The 22,519-nt window shown below is 50.2% G+C and carries 22 protein-coding genes; 7 read left to right on the forward strand and 15 right to left on the reverse strand.

Going from position 1 to position 22,519, the window contains the following annotated elements:
• Window positions 1-6: 6 nt before the first annotated feature.
• The gene (locus AC4IE7_RS03200) at window positions 7-768 is read right to left on the reverse strand and encodes a hypothetical protein (protein WP_490775360.1); all 762 of its coding nucleotides are present in this window, start codon (window positions 766-768) and stop codon (window positions 7-9) included.
• A 602-nt stretch (window positions 769-1,370) separates the two neighbouring features.
• Between AC4IE7_RS03200 and AC4IE7_RS03205 the strand changes: the two genes are divergently transcribed.
• Together AC4IE7_RS03205 and AC4IE7_RS03210 are read left to right on the forward strand one after the other, a co-directional pair.
• The gene (locus tag AC4IE7_RS03205) at window positions 1,371-1,694 is read left to right on the forward strand and encodes a hypothetical protein (RefSeq protein ID WP_490775361.1); all 324 of its coding nucleotides are present in this window, start codon (window positions 1,371-1,373) and stop codon (window positions 1,692-1,694) included.
• A gap of 49 nt (window positions 1,695-1,743) precedes the next feature.
• Complete coding sequence (locus tag AC4IE7_RS03210) at window positions 1,744-2,514, forward strand: SDR family NAD(P)-dependent oxidoreductase (protein ID WP_490775362.1); 771 nt, start codon at window positions 1,744-1,746, stop codon at window positions 2,512-2,514.
• Window positions 2,515-2,574: 60 nt separating this feature from the next.
• Here AC4IE7_RS03210 and AC4IE7_RS03215 read toward each other — a convergent pair whose 3' ends face one another.
• Both AC4IE7_RS03215 and AC4IE7_RS03220 read right to left on the reverse strand, forming a co-directional pair.
• Complete coding sequence (locus AC4IE7_RS03215) at window positions 2,575-2,916, reverse strand: TusE/DsrC/DsvC family sulfur relay protein (protein WP_490775363.1); 342 nt, start codon at window positions 2,914-2,916, stop codon at window positions 2,575-2,577.
• 248 nt (window positions 2,917-3,164) lie between these two features.
• Complete coding sequence (locus AC4IE7_RS03220) at window positions 3,165-3,905, reverse strand: c-type cytochrome (RefSeq protein WP_490775364.1); 741 nt, start codon at window positions 3,903-3,905, stop codon at window positions 3,165-3,167.
• 562 nt (window positions 3,906-4,467) lie between these two features.
• Here AC4IE7_RS03220 and AC4IE7_RS03225 point away from each other — a divergent pair.
• From AC4IE7_RS03225 to AC4IE7_RS03240, 4 genes are read left to right on the forward strand one after another with little or no spacing between them, the layout of a single operon-like run.
• Window positions 4,468-5,190, forward strand: coding sequence for a MotA/TolQ/ExbB proton channel family protein (locus AC4IE7_RS03225; protein ID WP_490775365.1), 723 nt, complete (start codon window positions 4,468-4,470; stop codon window positions 5,188-5,190).
• A gap of 9 nt (window positions 5,191-5,199) precedes the next feature.
• Complete coding sequence (locus AC4IE7_RS03230; protein ID WP_490775366.1) at window positions 5,200-5,802, forward strand: DUF2135 domain-containing protein; 603 nt, start codon at window positions 5,200-5,202, stop codon at window positions 5,800-5,802.
• Entirely contained in the window at window positions 5,799-6,314 is a 516-nt protein-coding gene (locus AC4IE7_RS03235) for a hypothetical protein (protein ID WP_490775367.1), read from the forward strand. Before AC4IE7_RS03230 ends, AC4IE7_RS03235 begins: the two co-directional genes overlap by 4 nt.
• Window positions 6,315-6,316: 2 nt before the next feature.
• A complete protein-coding gene (locus tag AC4IE7_RS03240) occupies window positions 6,317-7,027 on the forward strand; it encodes a hypothetical protein (protein WP_490775368.1) in 711 nt (236 codons plus the stop codon).
• Window positions 7,028-7,060: 33 nt separating this feature from the next.
• On the opposite strand, the gene AC4IE7_RS03245 is transcribed toward AC4IE7_RS03240, so the two are convergent.
• The 7 genes from AC4IE7_RS03245 to AC4IE7_RS03275 form a co-directional block, all read right to left on the reverse strand.
• A complete protein-coding gene (locus tag AC4IE7_RS03245; protein WP_490775369.1) occupies window positions 7,061-8,083 on the reverse strand; it encodes a thioredoxin fold domain-containing protein in 1,023 nt (340 codons plus the stop codon).
• Entirely contained in the window at window positions 8,080-9,018 is a 939-nt protein-coding gene (locus AC4IE7_RS03250) for a quinoprotein relay system zinc metallohydrolase 1 (RefSeq protein ID WP_490775370.1), read from the reverse strand. Before AC4IE7_RS03250 ends, AC4IE7_RS03245 begins: the two co-directional genes overlap by 4 nt.
• Window positions 9,015-9,800, reverse strand: coding sequence for a quinoprotein dehydrogenase-associated SoxYZ-like carrier (locus tag AC4IE7_RS03255; RefSeq protein WP_490775371.1), 786 nt, complete (start codon window positions 9,798-9,800; stop codon window positions 9,015-9,017). Before AC4IE7_RS03255 ends, AC4IE7_RS03250 begins: the two co-directional genes overlap by 4 nt.
• A complete protein-coding gene (locus AC4IE7_RS03260) occupies window positions 9,797-10,375 on the reverse strand; it encodes a hypothetical protein (RefSeq protein WP_490775372.1) in 579 nt (192 codons plus the stop codon). Before AC4IE7_RS03260 ends, AC4IE7_RS03255 begins: the two co-directional genes overlap by 4 nt.
• Window positions 10,341-11,282 (reverse strand): substrate-binding periplasmic protein, encoded by a 942-nt coding sequence (locus AC4IE7_RS03265; protein ID WP_490775373.1) that lies wholly within the window; start codon window positions 11,280-11,282, stop codon window positions 10,341-10,343. Before AC4IE7_RS03265 ends, AC4IE7_RS03260 begins: the two co-directional genes overlap by 35 nt.
• A gap of 22 nt (window positions 11,283-11,304) precedes the next feature.
• The gene (gene pedF / locus AC4IE7_RS03270; protein WP_490775374.1) at window positions 11,305-11,733 is read right to left on the reverse strand and encodes a cytochrome c-550 PedF; all 429 of its coding nucleotides are present in this window, start codon (window positions 11,731-11,733) and stop codon (window positions 11,305-11,307) included.
• Window positions 11,734-11,879: 146 nt separating this feature from the next.
• Window positions 11,880-13,736: a methanol/ethanol family PQQ-dependent dehydrogenase gene (locus tag AC4IE7_RS03275; protein WP_490775375.1), complete on the reverse strand. Its 1,857-nt coding sequence runs from the start codon at window positions 13,734-13,736 to the stop codon at window positions 11,880-11,882.
• A gap of 812 nt (window positions 13,737-14,548) precedes the next feature.
• On the opposite strand from AC4IE7_RS03275, the gene AC4IE7_RS03280 reads away from it, so the two are divergent.
• On the forward strand, window positions 14,549-16,564 hold the full coding sequence (locus tag AC4IE7_RS03280) for a sigma-54-dependent Fis family transcriptional regulator (RefSeq protein WP_490775376.1): 2,016 nt from the start codon (window positions 14,549-14,551) through the stop codon (window positions 16,562-16,564).
• Between the two features lie 387 nt (window positions 16,565-16,951).
• On the opposite strand, the gene purT is transcribed toward AC4IE7_RS03280, so the two are convergent.
• From purT to AC4IE7_RS03305, 5 genes are all read right to left on the reverse strand, one after another.
• Complete coding sequence (gene purT, locus AC4IE7_RS03285; protein ID WP_490775377.1) at window positions 16,952-18,133, reverse strand: formate-dependent phosphoribosylglycinamide formyltransferase; 1,182 nt, start codon at window positions 18,131-18,133, stop codon at window positions 16,952-16,954.
• A gap of 54 nt (window positions 18,134-18,187) precedes the next feature.
• The gene (locus AC4IE7_RS03290; protein ID WP_490775378.1) at window positions 18,188-18,892 is read right to left on the reverse strand and encodes a ParA family protein; all 705 of its coding nucleotides are present in this window, start codon (window positions 18,890-18,892) and stop codon (window positions 18,188-18,190) included.
• A gap of 274 nt (window positions 18,893-19,166) precedes the next feature.
• Window positions 19,167-20,054, reverse strand: coding sequence for a succinate--CoA ligase subunit alpha (gene sucD, locus AC4IE7_RS03295; RefSeq protein ID WP_490775379.1), 888 nt, complete (start codon window positions 20,052-20,054; stop codon window positions 19,167-19,169).
• Window positions 20,051-21,223, reverse strand: coding sequence for an ADP-forming succinate--CoA ligase subunit beta (sucC, locus tag AC4IE7_RS03300; RefSeq protein ID WP_490775380.1), 1,173 nt, complete (start codon window positions 21,221-21,223; stop codon window positions 20,051-20,053). Before sucC ends, sucD begins: the two co-directional genes overlap by 4 nt.
• Window positions 21,220-22,200 (reverse strand): HpcH/HpaI aldolase/citrate lyase family protein, encoded by a 981-nt coding sequence (locus AC4IE7_RS03305; protein ID WP_490775381.1) that lies wholly within the window; start codon window positions 22,198-22,200, stop codon window positions 21,220-21,222. Before AC4IE7_RS03305 ends, sucC begins: the two co-directional genes overlap by 4 nt.
• Window positions 22,201-22,519: the final 319 nt, after the last annotated feature.

A 22,519-nucleotide genomic window follows, 5' to 3' on the forward strand; every position in this document is an offset into this window, starting at 1 on the left:
AGTGGTCTACACTGAAGCGGAAAGCGTGCCCATATCAGAAGCAGATGCACTAGGGAGAACAAGATTGCTTCTCTGCTGACTGACAATCAGACTTAAAACCATCTCAACAGTGACCTCATCGTTTGATAGACCATTACTTAATACTTCATCATAGTAGTGATAAAAACGTTTCCAGGTGATTTTTCTGGTGGCATTTTGTTGGCGGGTCACTTGATCATTAACCCCTAGAAAAAGATATTCTATCTGTTTCCACTCAAGGAACCTCGCAGGATCTTTGACACCGGTTTTTTTCAGTTTCAATTGTGCCTCACGCTGAGTCATACCCCGAGCCAGAACGCCATCCATAAAAAGCAATCCCTGCATAACTCTTGATGTGGGGGGGCGTTTTTGCCACTCTTTAATATTCTCGGCATCAGAAAATATCTTTCTGATGTAATAATTTGCCATTGTTTTGTTTCCACTCAATGAGCGTGGCATCTTAAAATGTTTCAGAATTTCCACCTGGCGAGTTGTGGCAGGTTGCGTTAGCCCTTGTAAATGAAAGAGCTCTTTATCGGTCAACTCATCTGCAATACTTGCTCCCATCTCTACCAGGCTCTTCAGGTGCTTATCTGAACTACTTTTTATTTTCGCTTCTGATTTGCTCCCAGACGAGCGCCCAAGGGTAAACGCAATTTCGACCTGTTGCTGAAGCTCTATCGTTGCCTGCAACTCTTTTCTCTTCTGCTCAGCCTGGTCAAGTGTAAACAAACTTGATAATAGAGTCACAGTATCTCCTTCCTCATAGTTGTTTCCATTCCCCTCTCCATCTCAATTAATTCGGCGCCAGTTTAGTAAGTTGACCTAGTCTAAGATGCGAGCCTGATCTCAATATTCCAACCTGTTACACAGCCGTAATTTCTGGATAGGAGCATAGTACTATTTTCAGAAACGCACCGAACATCGTTGAATTGATCAGCCTAAAAAGAGCAAGAGATAAGGCATACTCTGAAACTGTTATAGAAACGAATTTTTCAAACAGTAGCGAATACTACCACCATGTTAGAGTTATGCATTCACCTAAAAATAAACGGTAGTAAAAAATAGATTAATTCCAGCGCTTTAAGTCTGCACTTAAAATCTTCTGGCAGGTAAACTCAGGCTGGGGGAGATGAGATTATTGGAATCCACTGAGGCATCACGCCTTTATTGTGCCATTTTTCTTCCTTACAACTATGCCTGTAGAACTATTAATTATTTAAACATCACAAAAATACTCTAACTATACTTAATATAAGGATGAAGCTGGTGATACTATCGAATACCAAAATCGCCTGCATCAAGAAATCAGAATAAAATTAGATTTCCGCCCCAATCACTTCAGGTATTGTTTGGCCTGGATTAGAAAAACATTTAGTCATAGGGATGATGCCAATGGTTGCGCGAGTATTGGCGCAAATTATATACATACAAATGGTGGTGGTGGGGCTACCCGTGCTGGCACTGCTTCTTTTAACTACAACGTAACAGAGGTGGGCGATCACACCTTTAGTGCTCTATATGGCATTTCAGGAGGCGCAACGACAACCGTTGCCAATAATGCACCTGCCGCCGGCGCCGCCACTCAAGCAGTCGCTATTCGGTCTGATGTTGCTGCTGGCGCTTACCCTGGTATTCGGGTCACTTCTAGCCTCGCGCAGAGTCCGTTGATGTGATTAAAGGTATAGAATAGGTAATTTTGGAAATTTGCACTTTGGGTTCCATATGGTTAAAAAAAATGCGTTGATTACAGGCAATAGCAGTGGCCTCGGATATGGGCTCACTGAAGTACTCCTGGCTCATGGATATCGTGTTCATGGCGTTAGTCGGAGGGGCTGTAATCTACAGGGCGATCTACTCGATATCCAATGTGACCTGACAAACTTTGTCGCTATTCCAGAGATGCTGGATAAATTGCTGTCAGGAGTTGAGACGCTTGACTTGGTTGTATTGAACGCTGGCATGCTAGGCGAGATAAAACATATCAGCAGAACCTCCCTGGAGGAGTTACGCCATGTCATGGATGTCAATCTTTGGCCAAACAAGATCATCCTGGACTGGTTACTGAATTCCAGAATCCAAATCGACCAGATACTGCTTCTCTCTTCCGGAGCTGCCGTGCTTGGCAATAAGGGTTGGGGTGGTTATGCACTCTCAAAATCTGCGCTGAATATGCTGGGGCGTCTCTACGCCCATGAGTTTCCAGATACACACATTACATCCATCGCACCGGGACTTATTGAATCCGATATGATGGATTATCTTTGCACCCAGGCGGACAGCAATGAGTACCCAGCTCTACAACGACTTCAGCAAGCAAGAGTTGATGGTACTATCCTGTCACCACTACAGGCTGGTGAAAGAATCCTGGAAACCTTATTGCGACTCAAGGAGTTTGAAAGTGGGAGTTATATCGACCTGAGACAGATCATAGCGCCGGATGAGTACCAGACACTGATAGAATCACGTAACCGAACCTATCAATCCGGCAACTAAATATGCCGAATTATGTGTATGGCAGGCTTGTCAGGGTGCGGCACAGCCGCACCCTGATCTTCAGCTTAGATAACTTTTTGCTTCCTCACCCGGATCGGGTAACCCGGCAATCCGCCAGATACTGATGCAGCTTCCAAACAGATGGTGGACCTTATGTCTGGGGATTCCAGTAGCACGACATACAAGACGCATATTGGGTAACGCACCCAGGTTGATGTAGCGATCTCTGATATGGTGAAGCAGTTGCCAATGTTGCTCACCCAAGTCCGCCAAACCCTCTTCACGGGCTAAATCGCGAGCTACCTCTTCATTCCATACTTGATGGTCGAGCAGAAAACCCTCTTCGTCGAAGTGAACCCCGGGGGATACTTCAGTAGATTGATCAACAGCGGTCTGATGCATAGCCTCAAACTCCTCATGAAAAGTTTAAAATCGAATATTGATCAAAAGTATGGGAGAGAATCATTCTTATGAAAAATGATTATTTATGATTTTATATCACAATTCGTGATATACCATCCCAAACCAGGCTTGTTCAAGCTCTGACGGCACCTCCCCGCAATGAGAGACGACTGCTGACAAAGAGCTATGAATCAGAGGTCCACACCTCTCTGCCAGCAGCCGTTTAAATTGATACTTAGGTTATTACCCTACTGCTTACTTGGTGGACGATTGAGTGGCACTCGGGCATGTTGAGGCAGTCTCTGGATGTCGAGGGAGAGTATCCACTCAACCAGAGCAGCGGCATCTTGCTTGCGTACATTCACATTCGGCGGCATAAAACGCATATTGACGTTATGCCACATCTTGGTACCGCCCTGTGTACCCTTGAGAACTGAATCCAGGAGATCATCCTGAGCAGTTTTCACATTCTGGTATCGGCCCGCTATTTCACGAAACGACGGAGCAAGAGGAACCACACGGGTCTCGGTGACAGGATCTACCCGGTGGCAGATATTGCAGCCGCTGAGACTTGAAAGACGCAACATATTGTCGTGTCTTTGCAGGCGCTGAACGGTTTCTTCATCCACCTCCAGATCTAGAATCCAGCGCACTAATGCCGAAGCTTCATCGCGGGAGACATTCACATTCGGTGGCATAAAGCGCATTGCCACCTTGCCTTCCCACTGTTGTTCCCGGTAGGCAGTACCATGAACTACCCGGTCGAGTAATTGATCGAAGGCCTTGCCGTCATTGCGATAGCGTACCGCCACCTCCTGATATGAAGGCGCCAGAGGCTTTTCGCCACTGCTGTCCGGCGTCACCCGATGGCAGATAAAACATCCTCTGGTATTAGCCAGATCGAGCATCTGCTCATCTTCTGCCTGTAGTGCGGTCGCCGTAACTAGAGCAACGATTAAGCCGCTCAGGTACGTCAAAAACCTTCTCATGGTCTCTCTCTCCTGGTCGCTGTTTTCCGAATCTGAGATGGTGGACTATTTCCATCATCTACTCTGCCACTTCCCACGCCAGTGAAAAGTGACCCTTGGCAGTCTGCTTAGACCCAAAAAAATCAGTTCTCCGCTTCACTCTCTACAGCTGATCTTTTCAGGTTATAAACAGACCTGCAATCTATTAACCCGGCGACTAAGTATGTTGACTTCGGCCTCTCTTTTAAAAATCATATTGCTAGGGGTTTCAAGCCTGCCCTTGCTCGGTGTTGCTCTCTTGACAAGGACAGGCTTGAAACCCTGAAGACGACATACTTAGTCGCCGGGTTAATAAGATGAAATAGCAACATTCATGCCCGACATAAGAGAGCCATGTCTGGCCAGTCCCCAGCAACTGACCTAACCATTCCCGGCATGATTGTTCATATTCGAAGCGGATGTACCACAAGTGATACAAGCCGAAACAGTGGATCAGCGTTAAAACAGAATCCTCGGGGCAAGCGATAAGGCATGTCCCTTGCTACTATCATTGGATGTGCAATGAAAAGGTTTCACCAACAGAATGACTGCCTCTGTCCCCGCTTATAGTCTACTGCTACGGTGGTTGCTGCTGGCTGGACTGATTCTGTTTGCCAGTTGGGTACTATGGGATCAGGGCATGCTTCAACGGATACTGATCTCCGATCCCACCCGTATTACCTTAATGATCTCTGTGATCTTCCTTGCTGCAAGCGGCCATTGTGCACTACGCAGTTTCTATCTGTCGGTGGAGCAGGAGTCCCTGTCACGCATCTACAGTGGCTTAATAAGCTCCAAGCGGCAGATAACTCGGGAATCCACCATGCTGGATGACTCTCTGAGTGGTGAGTTTCTGCGCGGTGTGTTGACCAAGCCCAATCAAAAAGGCGACCAGACAGGCAACAGGGATTGTCAATTACTGGCACAGGTGATGGCTGAACAGGCGCGGGGTCAGCATGAAGCAGGCTGGTTTGTAAGTGGTCTGCTGATCAAACTGGGATTGCTTGGCACTGTCGTCGGTTTTGTATTGATGTTGGCTCCGGTAGCAGCATTGGAGTCTTTTGATCTGGCTGATATCCAGGGACTGCTGCAACGCATGACCGGCGGCATGGGCATCGCCCTGAATACCACCCTGCTCGGCCTCTCCTGCAGCATGCTTCTGGGACTGCAGTACCTGATGCTCGACCGAGCTGCCGATCGTCTGGTGGCGGCAGCTGTCCACCTGGCGGAGACAGGACTCAACAGTAGTAGTGGATCAGGGCACTGAGAAATGGCTATGTTTCGTCAACATCGCAGCTTTGATGCCGACCCATTCACCGACCTGCTGTTCAATGCACTGCTGGCTTTTACCTTTCTCTTTCTAGTTGCACTGATGTTCCTCAATCCACCCGCCAAGTCTGGCACCATCAATCCCAAGGCTGACTTCATCATTACTGTCACCTGGCCTGACAACAACCCGGATGACATAGATACCTGGGTGGAGGGTCCAGCTGGCCAGCTGGTCTGGTTCAAACAGCCCCAGGCCGGCTTGCTGCATCTGGACCGGGATGACCGGGGTCTGGCCAATGACAGCCTGGTGGTGGATGGTCGTGCAGTTGTGAACCCCCTTAATCAGGAGGTAGTCACGTTGCGAGGTCGTCCTCCCGGAGAGTATGTGGTCAACGTCCACTACTACAACAGCAAGACCCTGCAGCCTGTACCGGTAACAGTCTCCCTGGCAGAGGTCAATCCTGCACTGAAGATTCTTCACTACGCCACTCTGCGGCTGGATCGTCTGGGTGAGGAGAAAACTGCGCTCAGATTCAATATCGCCCCAGATGGCCAGGTCTTCGATATCAACACCTTACCCAAATCAATCGTGGAGGTTAGAAAGCTGTGACGGAATCCACCATGTTACTGGTGCTGGCATATGTGGCACTCACTGCTCTTATCTCCCTGACCCTGATACGCGCACCGCTCCACTGGAGTTTAAAACTACTGCTGATTGTTGTAGCCAGCACTCTCTACTTTGTCAGTTTTCAGGGCTGGCGAGATGTACAGGGCTGGCCTGTCAGCAGCAGCCTGCCAATACGCTTCCAGCTGCATGCAGCGGTCATCGAAGAGCCAGACAAGCGCAGTGGTTCACCTGGCACCATCTTTGTCTGGATCACTGATCTGACTGATGGTGAACCTGACGAGCGGCCGCGTGCATACCAGGTAAATTATGAGAAGGAACTGCACAATAACCTACAGGATGCCCTTAGGAACATGCGTAACGGGGTGGTTCAGTTGGGACGGGTAAGCAGCAGCGGAGGTGTTGCCGGTCTCCCCCGGGACTACACCCGTATGGGAGAGAGAAGAGAGAAGATAGAGATCTATAGTCTGCCCGACCCGGCTCTACCTGAGAAGTAACCATGAGAGAATCTGCTTCAATCATTGGTTGCCTCGTTCTATCACTGCTTACAAGTTGCGGACAACCCCCTTCCCCGCCTCAGGAGAGTTACTTCCCACTCGAGCCGGGTATGCGCTGGATCTATCGTGTCACTACCGAAGTGGCTGGACGGACAGAGCGCCGTGAATTTGTTGAGCACAACGGAGATATCGAATCTCTGAACGATATTCCACACAGGGTCAGGATCACCGATGAGGGTACCCGTTACTACATCCGCAGTGTTGAAGAGGGCATCTATCGCAGTGCCAAACGGACGCTCGTGGAGAGTGAACCAAACAGAGACCCGGATCCACATTGGGTATTGAAGCGTCCCTATAAGCCAGGTACCAGCTGGAACAATCTAACCCACCCCTATGTATTGCGACGAATCAGCCCTTACGAACAGACCCTGACTCGAGGTAGCGCCCTAAAAATGGCCTATCAGATTACCCGCCTGGATGCCGTGGCGGATGTCCCAGCGGGTCGCTTCGAAGATTGTCTGCTGGTCGAAGGCGAGGCTCAACTCACCCTCTATGCGGATGGTCGTGAAGGGTATCAGGATATCCTGATCAACACCCGTGAGTGGTATGCCCCGGGAGTTGGCCTGGTAAAACTTGTTCGGGAGGAGCCCATGTCAGGCAGTGTATTCAGTGGGGGCCGGATTGAATTTGAGTTAGTCGCCTTGGAACCATGAGGCTTCTCTAACTTCTTTGAACCAGAAGCGCATTCAATCTTTAGTACTGGAAAAATACTCCTTAAAACTGAGGCTATCCTGATGATTGCCACTGACATAGTTTAACAGGGCCAGGAATCGCCGAGGATCGGCAATCAGACCAGAGTGGCGGTATCGCTCCTCACCTCGGCCATCTAAAAATACCATGGTTGGCGTGCGCACCACACCCAAGCTATGCGCCAGGGCTTTGGCACTGGTTAAACTGCCATCCAAATCTGTCATCGGCTGCTCACTCTCCATATCCAAAGCAACTGCGATATATTTTTTCCGATATTCGGTGATCAACCCTTTATCGGCCAACACGCCCGCCCTCATACGCCGACAGAATGGGCATTGCCCGGTCTCGAAAAAGAGTAGCACGCCATCTCGTTCACTATCATTTCCCATCTCCAGAGCCCTACTCAGATCAACTGCGGGACATTCGAACAGGGTATCGGCCAATCCCCCACCCATTCCCGGCAGAGGCTCTGGTTCACCCGACACCAGCGGCAAGCCAGCCTCTGCCCAACCATCACTGCCTTCGGGATACCAGTAGAGATTCCGGTAACCCAACTCAGAGGCCCGCTTGACTGCGTTCCAGGACATCCAGCAATCAGTCACACAATAAAAGACCATTGGACGCGCCAGGTCACCACCAGTGAGACGATGCAGACTGCGCTCGAACCAGGCTTGCATACAGGGTTCCAGGTGACCATAGCCGACGTTGGGCAACCAGATACTGCCTGGTATATGTTTTCGTGGAGATGCGGGTAACCAGGAGAGGCCAAATTGGGCAGTTTCAGGTCGCAGCGTGATGGCGAGGAGATCAATCAGCAATGGATCTGAGCTCTGTATCAGCTTAGAGAGTTGTTGAGTATCCAAAAGCTCCCCATGCGGGGGAGTCGGGGGTAGAGGGCTTCGGTAGTGAGAAATACGGTAACCCTGATCAGAGAAAAGAGCGGACTCTCCGATCACCCCCATGGGGAATAGCACGATCAGCAGAAACAGGGGGCTGAGCACCTGTGACAACAGACTCACTCCTTCTGCTCTACCAGACCATGTTTCAGAGCTTCTGCTTCCAATGCCGGATAGAGATGACTCAGAGAGCGGGGATACTCGTCTGCAAATACCGCTAGCTTGTTTACTTTGTCAGGTGCCTCAGGCTGCAATAATTCAGCCATAGCCGCCCCTGACTCAGCCTTTTTGGCCAGGTAATCATGTAGCCACCTCAGATAGTCTGAGGTCTCTGAAATTGCATCACTACTCGCAAGGGGTAGTCCATGACCTGGCACCAACACTTTGAATTCAAGCTCATGCAGTTGCTTCAATGCATGCTGCCAGTGGTCGAGGTGAGCGTGAGGCGTGGTTGGTGTACGGCCGTGAAACACCAGGTCTCCGGCGAACAGCACGCCGGTAGTCTCATCAAGCAGCGCCAGATCGGCCCCAGTGTGACCCTGCAAGGCGATCAGGCGTATGCGGTGCCCACCAATCTCTCTGATACCCGGTTCAACCCGATGTGTGGGAATAACCACCCTGGTGCCTTTCATCCAGCTGCCGACCAAGCGGTATAGATTGTCGTTGAAGGTCTCCCCAAGCAGACGAATACTCTCCCTGGTCTCCTCTAAAGCGGCAATCGGAATACCTTCAAAGGCTTGATTACCAAGAAAGTGATCCGGGTGCATATGGGTGATATAGAGCTGAATAATAGGTTTAGAGGTCACCCGGGCGATGGCAGCCTTCAATTGTTTGCCATACAACCAGGAGGGGCCACTGTCGATCACAACCACCCCCTCCTCTGTCACAATAAAGCCGGTATTGACGATATTGCCACCATTTCGAAAATTGAAATGTTCATTCAGCCCCACCAATACATAGGTAGCTTCAGCCACTTTCAGAGGTTCAAGTCGATAATCTTTTTCTACTGCCACAGCTGACCAGGAGAGAAATAGAAACAGCAGTAACAGATACCTCACTTAACCACTCCCTCTCCAGCACTATCATGGGTGATCAGAGCTGCGACCGGGTTACCGTTGTTGTCGCGGCCTTCAAGAGTGAGTTGATTGAGTTTCGGCAGATCCAGAGTCAGTAACGGATTCTCCCCTACAGGCTCGAACAGAGAAATACGGCTGATAAGAGCGCCATCAGCATCATGTAACTCCAGCTGCTCCAGGTAGAAGGCAGGTATACCGGCAACCAGCCCCGTATCCATAGGGTGAATGATATGCGCCCGCAGACGACTGTAACCCTCTCGCCACCAAAGACGGGCGCTTACCTCTCCCAGCCGATCGGCCCAGTCAGAAGAGCCACTACCGAGACTGGCCGCAGTACAGCCGCCACCTGCCGCATCCACCAGAATCCCACCCACATGCCATACCCCATCCTCTGTCTGTGCGGCAGCACGAACGGGGGTGGCCTGCTGTAACTTGATACGCACGCCAACACGAGGTGAAGCCTGGACAGGCTCCATTTCGAGTACTTTTGGAATTGGATTGAGTTCAGCAAAGATCATCAGACGTTGCACCTTACCCAGTGCAGATGCATCTACCCAGACCGGTAGATTGAGTGAGTCCTCTGCAACTGCGGGAGCAGAAACACGCACCCGGTCGTCGAACACCACAGGTTCGCTGTTGAGCAGACGCTTATGCATCTCAAGCCACATCACAGAGTCCAATGGGTCTCGGTTTTCGTCTGCAGTGCTTATACCAGTTGCCAATCCAAGCAGGAGATAGAGTGCACAAACAGGTCTGAACCTCATTTAACAACAGCCTCAGAAGGTTCGATCAGTATGCGGCGGGGCCAGAGGTTATCTGATGCCGGATGTATCTCCATTGGATCGATGGGGCGTAGATCGCCATCCTCAGGAGGGGCCTGCAACACATTAAGATCGGTCTCCTGCAACTCACCCAGCAGGCCACCGCCCCCGCTATGCAACTTGTAGTAGAGACCATTCCAGCCATTTATACCGTACTCACCTGGCGCCTTGTGCAGGAATAGAAGATCGTACTCAAGATCGGTTAAATCATTTTCGCTAATGCGTCGATTCAACTGATAGGGATAAGGCAGACGACATATCATGCGCTGAGCATGGGGCAGACATTTGAATGGCCGCATTGAAAGAAAGTGATTCTCAAACTGGGTCTCGTGCCAATCTATCTGATAACTGAAATCTGCACCCTGCGGTCGAATCTGAACCTGGGCAAGTGGTAGTTTCCGACCTTCACTATCCTCTAGCGATAGGAGATACGCTCCTGCCAGATCCGCGACGGCAGCTTGTGCAATCAGTAGCAGAGATGCGCTAAGGGCGACGTTGACAGAGTTTCGTATCATCACTGTAGGCAACGACCCCTGAATTTTCAGGCTGCAGGCGCACCACTCGGCTTGGTAACTGATAACTGGAACCATGGCTTTGAAAAATAGATTCCAACTCACCGTTCTCACGCACCTCAATCATAGCCCGATCGAGTGCCTGGGCAAGATCCTCATTACCCTGCTTCACTGCTGCACCAAGATCCCAGCCACTACTGCGCATACCTGGCATCTGAACAGGCCCGACCGCATAGGATTGGCGTGCATCACCAAGGGCAAACTCGATCTCACTCCGAGGTCCGGCAACACCACTCAGTTCACCTTTTTTGAGAGCCTCTACAGCCTCGCTCATGGTACGGAAGTGAACCACTTGATCACGAATTCGACCGCTATAGGCGCTCAGCAGATAGAAATCGGCAAGGGTGTCCAACTCGACACCGACCTTCTCACGGGTGAAGATTTCCAACGGCGACCCACGACCCGGATTATCAGCTGCCACAGCTATCACAATCTGCTCCCGGTAGTAGGGGGCGATAAAGCTGACCCGATCATTCTCTTCTGCGTATGCATCATCATACGGGGTATGTAGCATTACATCGGCCACACCTCCCCCCAGATAGTGTCCTTTCCAGACATTATTTCGCAGATCGTCCTCCATATTCTCATCTGCGCCCACAGCCCTGATGGCTGCTACCACACCCAACCGTTTAGCCAGGGCATGAGCAATTTCAATATCGATACCGACAATACGACCTTTCTCACCGCGATAGGAGAAGGGTGGAAAATCGGCATATACAGCCACCTCCAGCACCCCCCGTTCCTGAATCCGTTGCAGGGCAGTAGCGCCCTCCTCGGCATGGACTACTGAAGTTGAGCTTATCCACCATGCAGCCATGGCAGCCATCACCACAGCATTCAATAATTGCCGCATTTTATATCCTCCAACTAACCGGTTATTGATCTGCTTCAAGGGTCACCAACCAAGCCCTGATCGACCACATGGCTTCCTGGGAGAGAATGCCTTCAAAAGATGGCATATAGGTTATGCCATTACGGATTGCACCATTGCGTAAACGCATGATAAACCAAGCGTCACCCTCTTCATCAGGCGGCAAATTACGCAGATCCGGAGCAATACCGCCAGAGACTGCACCCAGGCCATGACAACGCGCACAATTTTGATTATAGGCAGAAGAGCCAATCTCAATAGCCTTGTCATCTCCAGGGTATGGATTCAGTTCCAGCCACTCCTCGCCCAACTGTTTCAGTGCAGAGGTGTCAACAGGTTGAGGTGCGACATCGCCATGACCGAAGACCGTTGATAGTGTTCCGGCCCAGAGGACTGTCGCGAGAGCGGCGAGCTTGAGTGATGGAAGACGCATTTATAAAAAACTCCGTCAAAAAATTAAAACATAGTGAGCGACCGTGCCGCCCTTGTGAAACTACACCGATAAAATTCTTACGGGGTAAGTCGATTAATAGTGAGCGACGGATAGCGCAACTACCCGTCGCCCCTTTACGTCAGTAATCAGGCTCCGGAAAGCTTGAACACCCAGAGTGAGCCACCCTGGTTGAGGAATTTGACCTTACTGGCCACATCACCACCCCAAAGCGGAACTGCGCCACCCCAACCTGAAGGTACAGCGATAAACTGCTCGCCATCCTGTTCCCAGGTGACAGGGCACCCGACAACGCCGGAACCGGTTTGAAACTTCCATAGCTCCTCACCAGTCTGATCATCAAAGGCTTTGAGATAGCCCTCGGGTGTTCCGGTGAAAACCAATCCACCACCAGTGGTCATAACACCACCCCAGAGAGGCGCGTTATTCTTATACTCCCACTTGATCTTTCCAGTTTTTGGATCTACCGCTCTCAACGCACCGATATAGTCGTCATAGAGCGGCTTGATGGTAAAACCTGCACCCAGATAGGCAGCACCCTTCTTGTAGGTCACAGGCTCATTCCAGATATCCATACCCCACTCGTTGGCTGGCACATAGAACAGCTCTGTATCGGGGCTGTATGCCATTGGCATCCAGTTCTTTGCACCCAGGAAAGAGGGGGCAATGAAGATGGAATCACCCTTCTTGCCATCCCCTGTTTTAGTCGGATCGCCGGGACGAAGTCCGGTCTCAATAGGACGACCAGTCTTCATATCGATACCCTTGGCAAAATCGACCCGGGTAACGAAGGGAAAAGCGTTCTCCAACTTGCCGTTGGTACGGTCAAGGACATAGAAAAAGCCATTGCGATCGGCGTGACCCGCCAGCTTCTTACCCCCGGTATTGAAGGAGACCAACTCATTTACACCGTCATAGTCCCAACCATCGTTGGGTGTGTATTGGTAGTGCCAGGAGATTTTGCCGGTATCTGGATCTAATGCCAGGGTAGAGGTGGAATAGAGATTGTCCCCTGGACGCATATGGGCGTTCCAAGGCGCAGGATTGCCAGTACCGTAGAAGATCAGATCAGTTTCAGTATCGTAAGTACCCCCCTGCCAGGTAGCAGCACCGCCTGTCTTCCACATGTCGCCAGGCCAGGTTGCATTGGTAGTACCGGTGATCCCGTTCTCCTTCTTTTCGCCGTTTTTCCAGATATAGCCCATGTGTCCTTCAACAGAGGGACGAATCCAACGCAGCTCACCAGTCTTGGCATCTCGTGCTTCCACACGACCAATGACACCGAACTCACCACCGGAAACACCAGTGATTACCATGTCTTTCACGATCAGGGGTGCCGCGGTGAATGAGTAGCCAGCCTTGTAATCATCGATCTTTGAGCGCCACTTGACCTTACCGGTAGCTTGATCCAATGCCACCAGGCGGGCATCAAGGGTACCGAAGATTACCAGGTCACCGTGGAGGGCTGCGCCACGATTAATAACATCACAGCAAGGCAAAATACCGTCGGGCAGGCGATGATCGTACTGCCATAACTCCTCACCACTCTTGGCATCGATTGCGTACAGACGTGAATATGAGCCTGTCACAAAAATTCGACCGTTATGTATCACAGGCTGCGCTTCCTGGCCGCGCTGCTTTTCACCACCAAAGGAAAAACTCCAAGCTGGCACCAGCTTCTTCACATTGCCCTTGTTGATCTTTTTAAGTGGACTATATCGCTGGCCCTGTTGACCCATGCCCCAACTGACCACATCTCCAGTAGTCTTGGCATCATTATCAATATCAGCCTGGGTGACCCCGGCCTGAACCATACTGCTCAGACTTAAACCTCCACTCAGTACGGTAACTACCGTAGCTGCGCTTAAGGCCTTAGTTTTCAGCGGGAATATCATATTTATTTCTCCTCCCCGAAAGTGGTTGATCGTCTCTGGATGGTCGGCAAGGCCGAACGCCCTGGCGCCGCCATACCCTCCTTCAAACATCTATAGCAAGACCCAGGCCACATACAAAAACAATTTATCTATCTGATATTTATAGATTATTTTTTTTCAGGTCAGTTTGGAGATAGCGCCCAAAATTTGCAGGTATCAGATAACAACAAAGGGTGTATCGGTTTCGTTACAGGAGGTTACAGTTACAGCGTTGTAGAGAATCCGGAATAAGAATGTTCAGCTCGATATGTGGGCTGGAGAGTGCACAACGATCAGTCAGGGCAGAACATTTACCCATTAATCATAGGATCAACCCATAACAGGCAGAACCATCCAATAACCGCCAGACAACGATAAACTATTTGGGGTTCATTACAGTTGTAGTTTGCTGTAATCCAACTATTTGACTAGACTTCAGCTGATTACTAATAAAAGGCATATCACAACATTCCCACTAGGTGGTATCGAATTTATCTGCGGATCTGACTCAGAAATTGCCGGATCAAGACCCCAGTTTTCACAGATAAGCGTGTCACTTGATTAGATCAACCGGGATAGAACTGGGAGTATTTACACGATTGTCGCTGAAGTTGCAGTCGTAATAACTACACCAGTCATCGTAGGGTGATTAGTTCCAAGGAGGGCTGATTACGGTCACAGATAGTGATAATCAGCCCTTGCTTAGCCCAAGAAGTTATCCATGGAATCGTGACGTCGCCCCGATCATCTATCGGTGGCAAAGCTGTAGTCATCACGAAAGGAGTGATTTGTGTGAAAAATGCCAGTGCAGTTGTATACAGCATGTTGCTGCCTGAAAAATAATATATAGCCTCGCTGAAAAGTGGGGATGGAGGATGTAGTAGATGGCTCGTAGACACCTACAACGTCAACACGCACAAAATATTTTTAATGTACTCGCCGACGAAAAATCACCGGATGATTCGCCGTTGGCCAGACAGATTCTGACATCATGGCGCAGATGTGCCGTTAATGATGAACTGGATCCATTACATATGCACAGGCCTGCGGTGGTCGATGCCTCAGCCCTAAGAGAATTGTGCCAGCGTTTTGAAGGCTTTTTACATCTGGCTGAGCCGGAGATGCTCAATCTGCATAGCTCTCTTAAAGGATCAGGCTATGCACTCATCCTCACCAATAATGATGGGGTTATACTGAATCATCTCACCAGTGACCGACTTATTGATGACTTTCGAGAAGCAGGACTCTGGGAAGGCGCAAACTGGGGGGAATCCCATGTCGGCACCAATGGCATAGGCACCTGTATCGCCGAGGGTAGACCGCTCACCGTACATAAGGACGAACATTTCCTCACCCAGAATATACACCTCACCTGTTCCGCCGCACCGATCCACGACCCCCATGGTAACCTCCTGGCAGTACTGGATGCCTCCTGTTGCAGCAATGAAGACAGCACCTCTGCTCAGGTTCTGGCACGGGCACTGGTCGCGAACTCTGCACAGATCATTGAGAACCAGTATTTCCTGCACTACATGAGAAAATGGCGAATACTGCGTTTCCACCAGCAAGTGAATCATCTCGGACTCGCCTCTGAAGGCCTGTTGGCGATCGACGAGGAAAACCGGGTATGCGCAATCAACAGAAGTGCACTGAGGATCCTTGGCATTAGCGACCGCCAGCAACTACTGAATCAAAATATAGACTTTGTCCTCAGTAAGGATCTTAACAAGATGCTGCAGCAAGCCTCCAACGGAGACAACAGCATCTTTCATTTCCAGGATCAGCGCAACGGCAGGCAGCTATTCGGACACCTATTCCAATATAAAGAAAAAATCCGTCGCGATAACAGAGAGCTATCGATACCACCAGCCAAAACCAATCCTGATGATTGCCGCGGCGAGCTCTGCGAGTTATCTGTACTCGCGGGAGAAGACCCGTTTATGAAAGAGGCTGCCCGCCGCGCCAAGCGGGTAATGAACAAACGCATACCTATTCTCTTACATGGTGAAACCGGCACAGGTAAAGAGCTTTTCACTCAGGCTATCCACTTGGCCAGTGATCGCCGTGAAAAGCCCTTCGTGGCACTTAACTGCGCATCGATACCTGAGACCCTGATCGAAAGTGAACTCTTCGGCTATCGCCAAGGAGCCTTTACCGGAGCCCGCAGGGATGGAAGACGTGGTAAGTTTATCGAATCCGACGGTGGCACCCTGTTCCTGGATGAGATAGGAGATATGCCCCATACAATGCAGTCACGCTTGTTACGTGTATTGGAAACCCAGGAGGTAGTACCCCTGGGTGGGGATCAACCTGTAAAAGTGGATCTTCATGTGGTCACGGCAACCCATCGCGACCTGCGCAAACTGGTCTATACCGGTGAATTCAGGGAAGACCTCTACTACCGTCTGAATGGTATTACCCTTGATCTTCCCCCTTTGCGTGACAGAGAGGACTTGAGCAGGATCATCGTCAAGGTTCTGGAAGCAGAAAACGATACCGGTACCGCATTAAAAATCTCCAAACAATCGATGGATGCCCTTCTGAGCTACCAGTGGCCAGGCAACTTACGCCAACTACGCTTTGTCATACGAACTGCAATCGCGTTATGTGAAACTGGCGAACTACAGCTGGATGATTTCAATCTTGATTATGCGCCACCACCACCGCCAGAAACAAAACAACAGGCAGCACCATTGACCCAGGAACAATCCTTCGAAAAACCTCTTCCTGAAGAAGTGGACGAAGAAGACAATCCGCTTCAGTCCGCTGAACAGCAAGTCATTCTCGCCACCTTGGGAAACAATGGCTGGAACATTTCAAGAACTGCCGAAGCATTGGGAATGAGTCGTAACACCCTCTATAGAAAACTAAGAAAGCACGGTATCAATCAAACCCGTTGATAGTTGTAAGAATATATAGAGCTATCCGGTTAATATCAGCAGCCCATGGGTGGGGATAGCAATCTTCTTATAATTACGATGCGTGATGGTGGGGCATGGCCCCACCCTACCCAATTTAATATACATAGGATGGAGCTACCCTTAGTGATGGTGGGGCGTGGCCCCACCCCACCCATTGATATACTTAAACCTGAGAACACCTGTAGGGTGGGGCCATGCCCCACCAACTTAACCCTGAGAATAAGTGTAGGGTGGGGCCATGCCCCACCAACTGCCTAGCTAAGAGAGAGCGTAATACAAGCAATAAAAAAATCGCCTTTTAAACTCATACATAAATTATTTATGAGTAATCGATACTACAGCTAAGAAAATAGTTCTCAGAAAATGTCAGAGCTCAGTTTCAACCGCCGCAGCCACTTTCATCGCCTTCTGCCGAGCTTGTTCAATATCCCCGCCACGCGCCAATGCCACCCCCATTCGACGTTTGCCTTTTACCTCAGGTTTGCCGAAAAGTCGAAGTTGAGTATCCGCATCAGCAAGTGCAGTTTCGAGATTTCCAAAGCGGACTTTATCTGATTCACCGTCTACCAAAATGACTGCAGATGCCGATGGACCATGTTGCATGATATTTGGGATTGGTAAACCCAGGATTGCGCGGGCGTGTAGCGCAAATTGCGATAGATCCTGCGCGATCATCGTCACCATACCGGTATCATGTGGGCGGGGAGATACTTCACTGAACGTGACATCATCCCCTTTAATAAACAGCTCCACGCCAAAAATACCACGTCCACCCAAAGCACCGGTTACCTTCTCAGCAATCTCTTTGGCTTTAGACAATGCGCTATCACTCATTGGTTGTGGCTGCCACGACTCCTGATAATCCCCATCCTCCTGACGATGACCTATCGGTTTACAGAAACTGACACCGTCTATATGGCGTATGGTCAACAGAGTGATCTCATAATCAAAATCTACAAAGCCCTCTACAATGACCCGTCCAGCCCCGGCACGACCACCCTCCTGCGCATAGGTCCAGCTCTTCTCAATGTCAGCTTCACTTTTAATGGTGCTCTGACCTTTGCCTGATGAACTCATAATCGGTTTTACCACACAGGGGATACCAATTGAGGTGACCGCTTCAACAAAGTCCGCTCTATTGTCGACAAACTTATAGTTGGATGTTGGGATACCCAACTCTTCCGCTGCAAGCCTGCGAATGCCTTCACGGTTCATGGTCAGTTTTGCCGCATTAGCAGTGGGAATCACATTAAAGCCTTCCCCTTCAAGCTCAACTAAAGTGTCTGTGGAAATCGCTTCTATTTCAGGCACGATATAGTCAGGCTTCTCCATCTCAATCACTCTTCTCAACTCATCACCATCCAGCATTGAAAAGGCATATGAGCGATCTGCCACCTGCATTGCCGGTGCGTTTTCATATCGATCACAAGCAATCACCTCACAACCGAAACGCTGCAATTCAATGACAACCTCTTTACCCAACTCCCCTGAGCCACAGAGAAGAACTTTCGTTGCATGAGATGAAAAGGGTGTTCCAATGATTGTCATCGTCGGGTCCTGTAGAAAGTAAAAAAAGAGGGTAAGAGAGAAAATATAGAAGAATTAACTGCCAAGTCCAGCTTGTGCCTTATTGGCCGAATGAACCCTGGGTGGCGTATGGCTGCTTTCCAACCAGTTGATCAATTCCAGCCACTGCTGACGGTCTTTTTTCATCGAGGCTGTTTTGAGCTCTACAATGGCACAACCGTTCTCTGCGGCATGGACATAGTTTTGAGTATCTCTCAAAAAAGCAACCAGAGGGATATCCAGTAGAGCCAGGGTCTCTTGTAGTTGCTTGAACGCACGAGTGTTTAAACGAACCCGGTTGGCCACAATTCCCACAGGTATATTGATACCCATCTGACGGCATAGTGTGGTCAGCTCCTGAAGAAAATCCAGCGTCACATGGCGGTCAATCGCTGATGGGAGTACCGGAACAATCACCGCTGAGGCGTTGCGCAGCATGTCCATCATATCGAGGCGTTTCATTGAAGCCGGTGTATCCACCACAACTCGCTCTGTTTCCCCTGGAACCCGCTGGGCAAAAGCCCGCGTGACAGCCCCTTGAGTTGGCTTAGCCGCAAATACACCATGAATATTGGAGAACTCTTCAGAACGAAGGTCAAGCCAGCGCTGACTGGAGCCCTGAGGGTCATAATCGAACAATGCAGTCGGCGTCCCGGCCGAGGCGTAGTAACCCGCCAGATTGGTCGCGATAGTTGTTTTTCCACAGCCTCCCTTGCTGTTGAGTATCAGAAGCCTTTTCATCTCACCAAACCTGTTCCTGTGGTGAATTTGAGGAATATTCCTCCTATTCTACGCCAATTACAAGCCAGGATTACTATTCCATCCAGTCTTGAGGGCTGTGCGATTAATCCGTAATCAATCCACTCCTCCTATCGCTCTCTATCAGAGATCCACTGTTACTTGATTCCGGACACCTTCCCTGGCATCAATCCTATTCTTGTCCAACCACTCTATATAACCCCTAACCCATTGATATTCAATAAAAGGAGTCAGATGGAATCGACACAAACAGAGCCTAAGCGGGACACTCCTGCTGCACCAGACTCTCTTCAACAGTCCGTCCAATCTCCGCCGCATTCTGTACCACGTGAACATCCAGCTCAGCCAAACGTTTCATTTTGGCCTGGGCCGTATCGTCTTCGCCAGAGATGATGGCTCCAGCATGTCCCATGGTACGACCTGCAGGTGCAGTAGCTCCGGCAATGAACCCGATCAGTGGTTTTTGCATATGCTCTCTTGCCCAGGTTGCCGCCTCGACCTCCTGAGATCCACCAATTTCACCAATCATCAATACCGCATCGGTCTCAGGGTCTGTAGCAAACTGCTTCATCAGGGTCAGAAAATCACAGCCATTGACCGGATCACCACCGATGCTGATGCTGGTAGAGATGCCCAGCCCCAGTTCACTCATCTGTTCCACCGCTTCATAATTGAGGGTACCGGAGCGGGAGACCACACCGATTCGTCCTTTACGGTAGATATGAGCCGGCATGATTCCGACCTTACACGCTTCAGGGGTGATCACCCCTGCAGTATTAGGCCCGATAATAATGGCGTCATGACCGATCAGATAGCGTTTCACCCTGACCATATCCTGTACAGGCACACCATCGGTAATCACCACAATCACCTTGATTCCCGCGTCAATCGCCTCCATTACGGCATCTGCTGCGAATGCAGGTGGGACAAAAACCACACTGACATCCGCCCCCGTCTGCTCCACCGCATCTGTAACAGTGTCAAATACTGGCCTGTCGATGTGTGTTTGACCGCCCTTACCAGGGGTGACACCGCCGACCACCTGGGTGCCCATACTAATCGCTTCCTGGGCATGAAAAGTGGCGTGCTGACCGGTGAAGCCCTGAAAGATGACCCGGGAATCCTTGTTGACCAAAATACTCATGCCGCCCCTCCTGCAAGTGCTTTAACTGACTTCTCAGCCGCATCACTCAAACGATCGGCATGTATGTAGTGCAAACCTGAGTCGGCCAGAATCTTCCGCCCCTCCTCCAGGTTGGTACCGGCCAGTCGCACCACGATAGGTACATTCACCTCCTGATCCGCGACTGCTTTGACAATACCCTCTGCTATCCAGTCACAGCGATTGATGCCTGCATAGATATTCAACATCAAAACTTTGACATTCGGGTCTTCCAGAACGATTCGAAAGGCGTTGGCAATCTTCTCGGGTGAAGCACCACCGCCTACATCGAGAAAATTGGCAGGCCGCCCTCCATAGAGGCTTATCGCATCCATGGTTGCCATGGCCAGACCGGCACCGTTGACAATACAACCAACGCTGCCATCCAGTGCAATGTAGTTAAGATCATGGCCAGACGCCTCAACCTCTTTCGGGTCCTCTTCATCGAAATCCCGTTGATCGGCAATCTCAGGCTGACGAAACAGAGCATTACCATCAAAGGACATCTTTGCATCCAGAGCCAAAAACTGCCCATCCCCAGTGGATACTAACGGATTGATCTCAGCCATCAATCCATCCTTATCGCGAAAACAGCGATAGAGACGTTTCATGATGCGTGCAGCAGCATTTATCTGCTTACCACTAAGACCGATACCTGCAGCCACTTTGCGGCATTGAAAATCCTGTAGACCTACTGCGGGATCAACCACCTCGTTAATGACCTTGTCCGGAGTGGAGGCGGCAACCTCCTCGATATCCATACCCCCGGCGGCAGAGGCAATCAAAGTGATCCGCTGGTTAGCCCTGTTGATCACAATACCAAGATAGTATTCAGCCTGGATATCCTGTAACTGCTCAACAAGCACACGGTTGACCATACGCCCCTGCTCACCGGTCTGCTTGGTAATCAGGTGACTGCCAAGTAGCTTTTCAGCATGCTCACGCACTTCATCCAGATTCTTGGCTAGCAGCACTCCTCCGGCTTTTCCTCGTCCCCCTGCATGTATTTGAGCCTTAACTACCCAACCCTCACCACCAAGCTGTTCGGCCGCGGTCAGGGCCTGATTGGCTGAATGGGCCATTCGACCCTCGGGTACAGGAATTTTATATTGACGAAAAAGGTCCTTGGTCTGATATTCATGGATGTTCACGCAGCGACCCCCGGCTTGGTCAGTCGCTCAACCTGAGCCATCTTCTCCAGCAGCACCTCAGCCTGTCGAATGGAGGCAGCATCGATCATGCGACCATCCAGACTGACTGCACCCAATCCTTTGGCGGCAGCCTCATCCATCGCCTGGATAATTCGTTTCGCGCGATCCACTTCCGCATCACTCGGCGTGAACACCTGATTGGCCAGTTCTATCTGAGCAGGGTGAATGGCCCATTTACCCTCACCACCCAGTGCCGCAAAAGATTTGGCCACTGCCAAATATCCTTCGGGATCACTGAAGTCACCAAATGGCCCATCAATAGGACGTAAACCGTAGGCCCGACAGGCCACAATCATACGGGACATGGCAAAGTGCCATTGATTTCCCAGGTATGTCTGCCGGTTACCGCTAGCATCCGCATCGGCCAACACGTGATAGTCAGGATTGACGCCGCCCATGCTGACGGTTCGCGCCTGAGTGGATGCAGCGTAATCTGCCACACCGAACACCAGAGCCTCGAGTCGATCTGGACAGCTTTGTGCTATCGCTTCTACGTTAGCCATCCCCATTGCCGTCTCGATCAGAGCATGCATATTGATCTGCTTGAGCCCTTTTGCCGCTTCAATCTGCTCCATTAGAAGCGCCACAAATTCAAGATCTGAAGGTTGACCAACTTTCGGCACCAGAATGGTGTCCAGCTTGTCCCCTGCCTGTTCCACCACATCAACAATGTCGCGATAACAGAAATGGGAATCCAAGCCATTGATTCGGACCGATACCGAACAATTCGACCAGTCATAATTATTGAGTGCTTCAATTGCGTTTTTTCTGGCTTGCTCCTTGTCAGATGGTGCAACCGCATCTTCCAGATCGATAAATACAAGATCAGCACCAGAGTGCGGCGCTTTTTCAAGCATTCGTAGATTACTGCCCGGTACAGCCAGTTCGCTTCTATGCAGGCGATTCTTGAAGGCCATATTTGGATTCCTCCGTGTTTTCTGCCCTGAACAAAAACAACGGTCTAGCCGCTGTTTCCAAGTTCAGTATTTATGATTTTATAATCCTGGTTTGTTGCAGTTGCTTTATATTCATGTCGTATCGCATGATTGGTTATTGCGCTGCAATATATTCAAACCGGGTACGTTCTGCCCTGTTGTGGGAATTTTAGTATCCACAAGCAGGGCAAGTATTTAACACAGGAGTAGAGCAAATGACAGTGACTGTCATCAGTTAAAAGGGAATTGAGCGATAGTAATGAGTTCAAACTCTTATCAGAGTATGACAAAGCGCGGGCGG

It is taken from the genome of Candidatus Thiodiazotropha sp. AKAK3 (assembly GCF_058244645.1).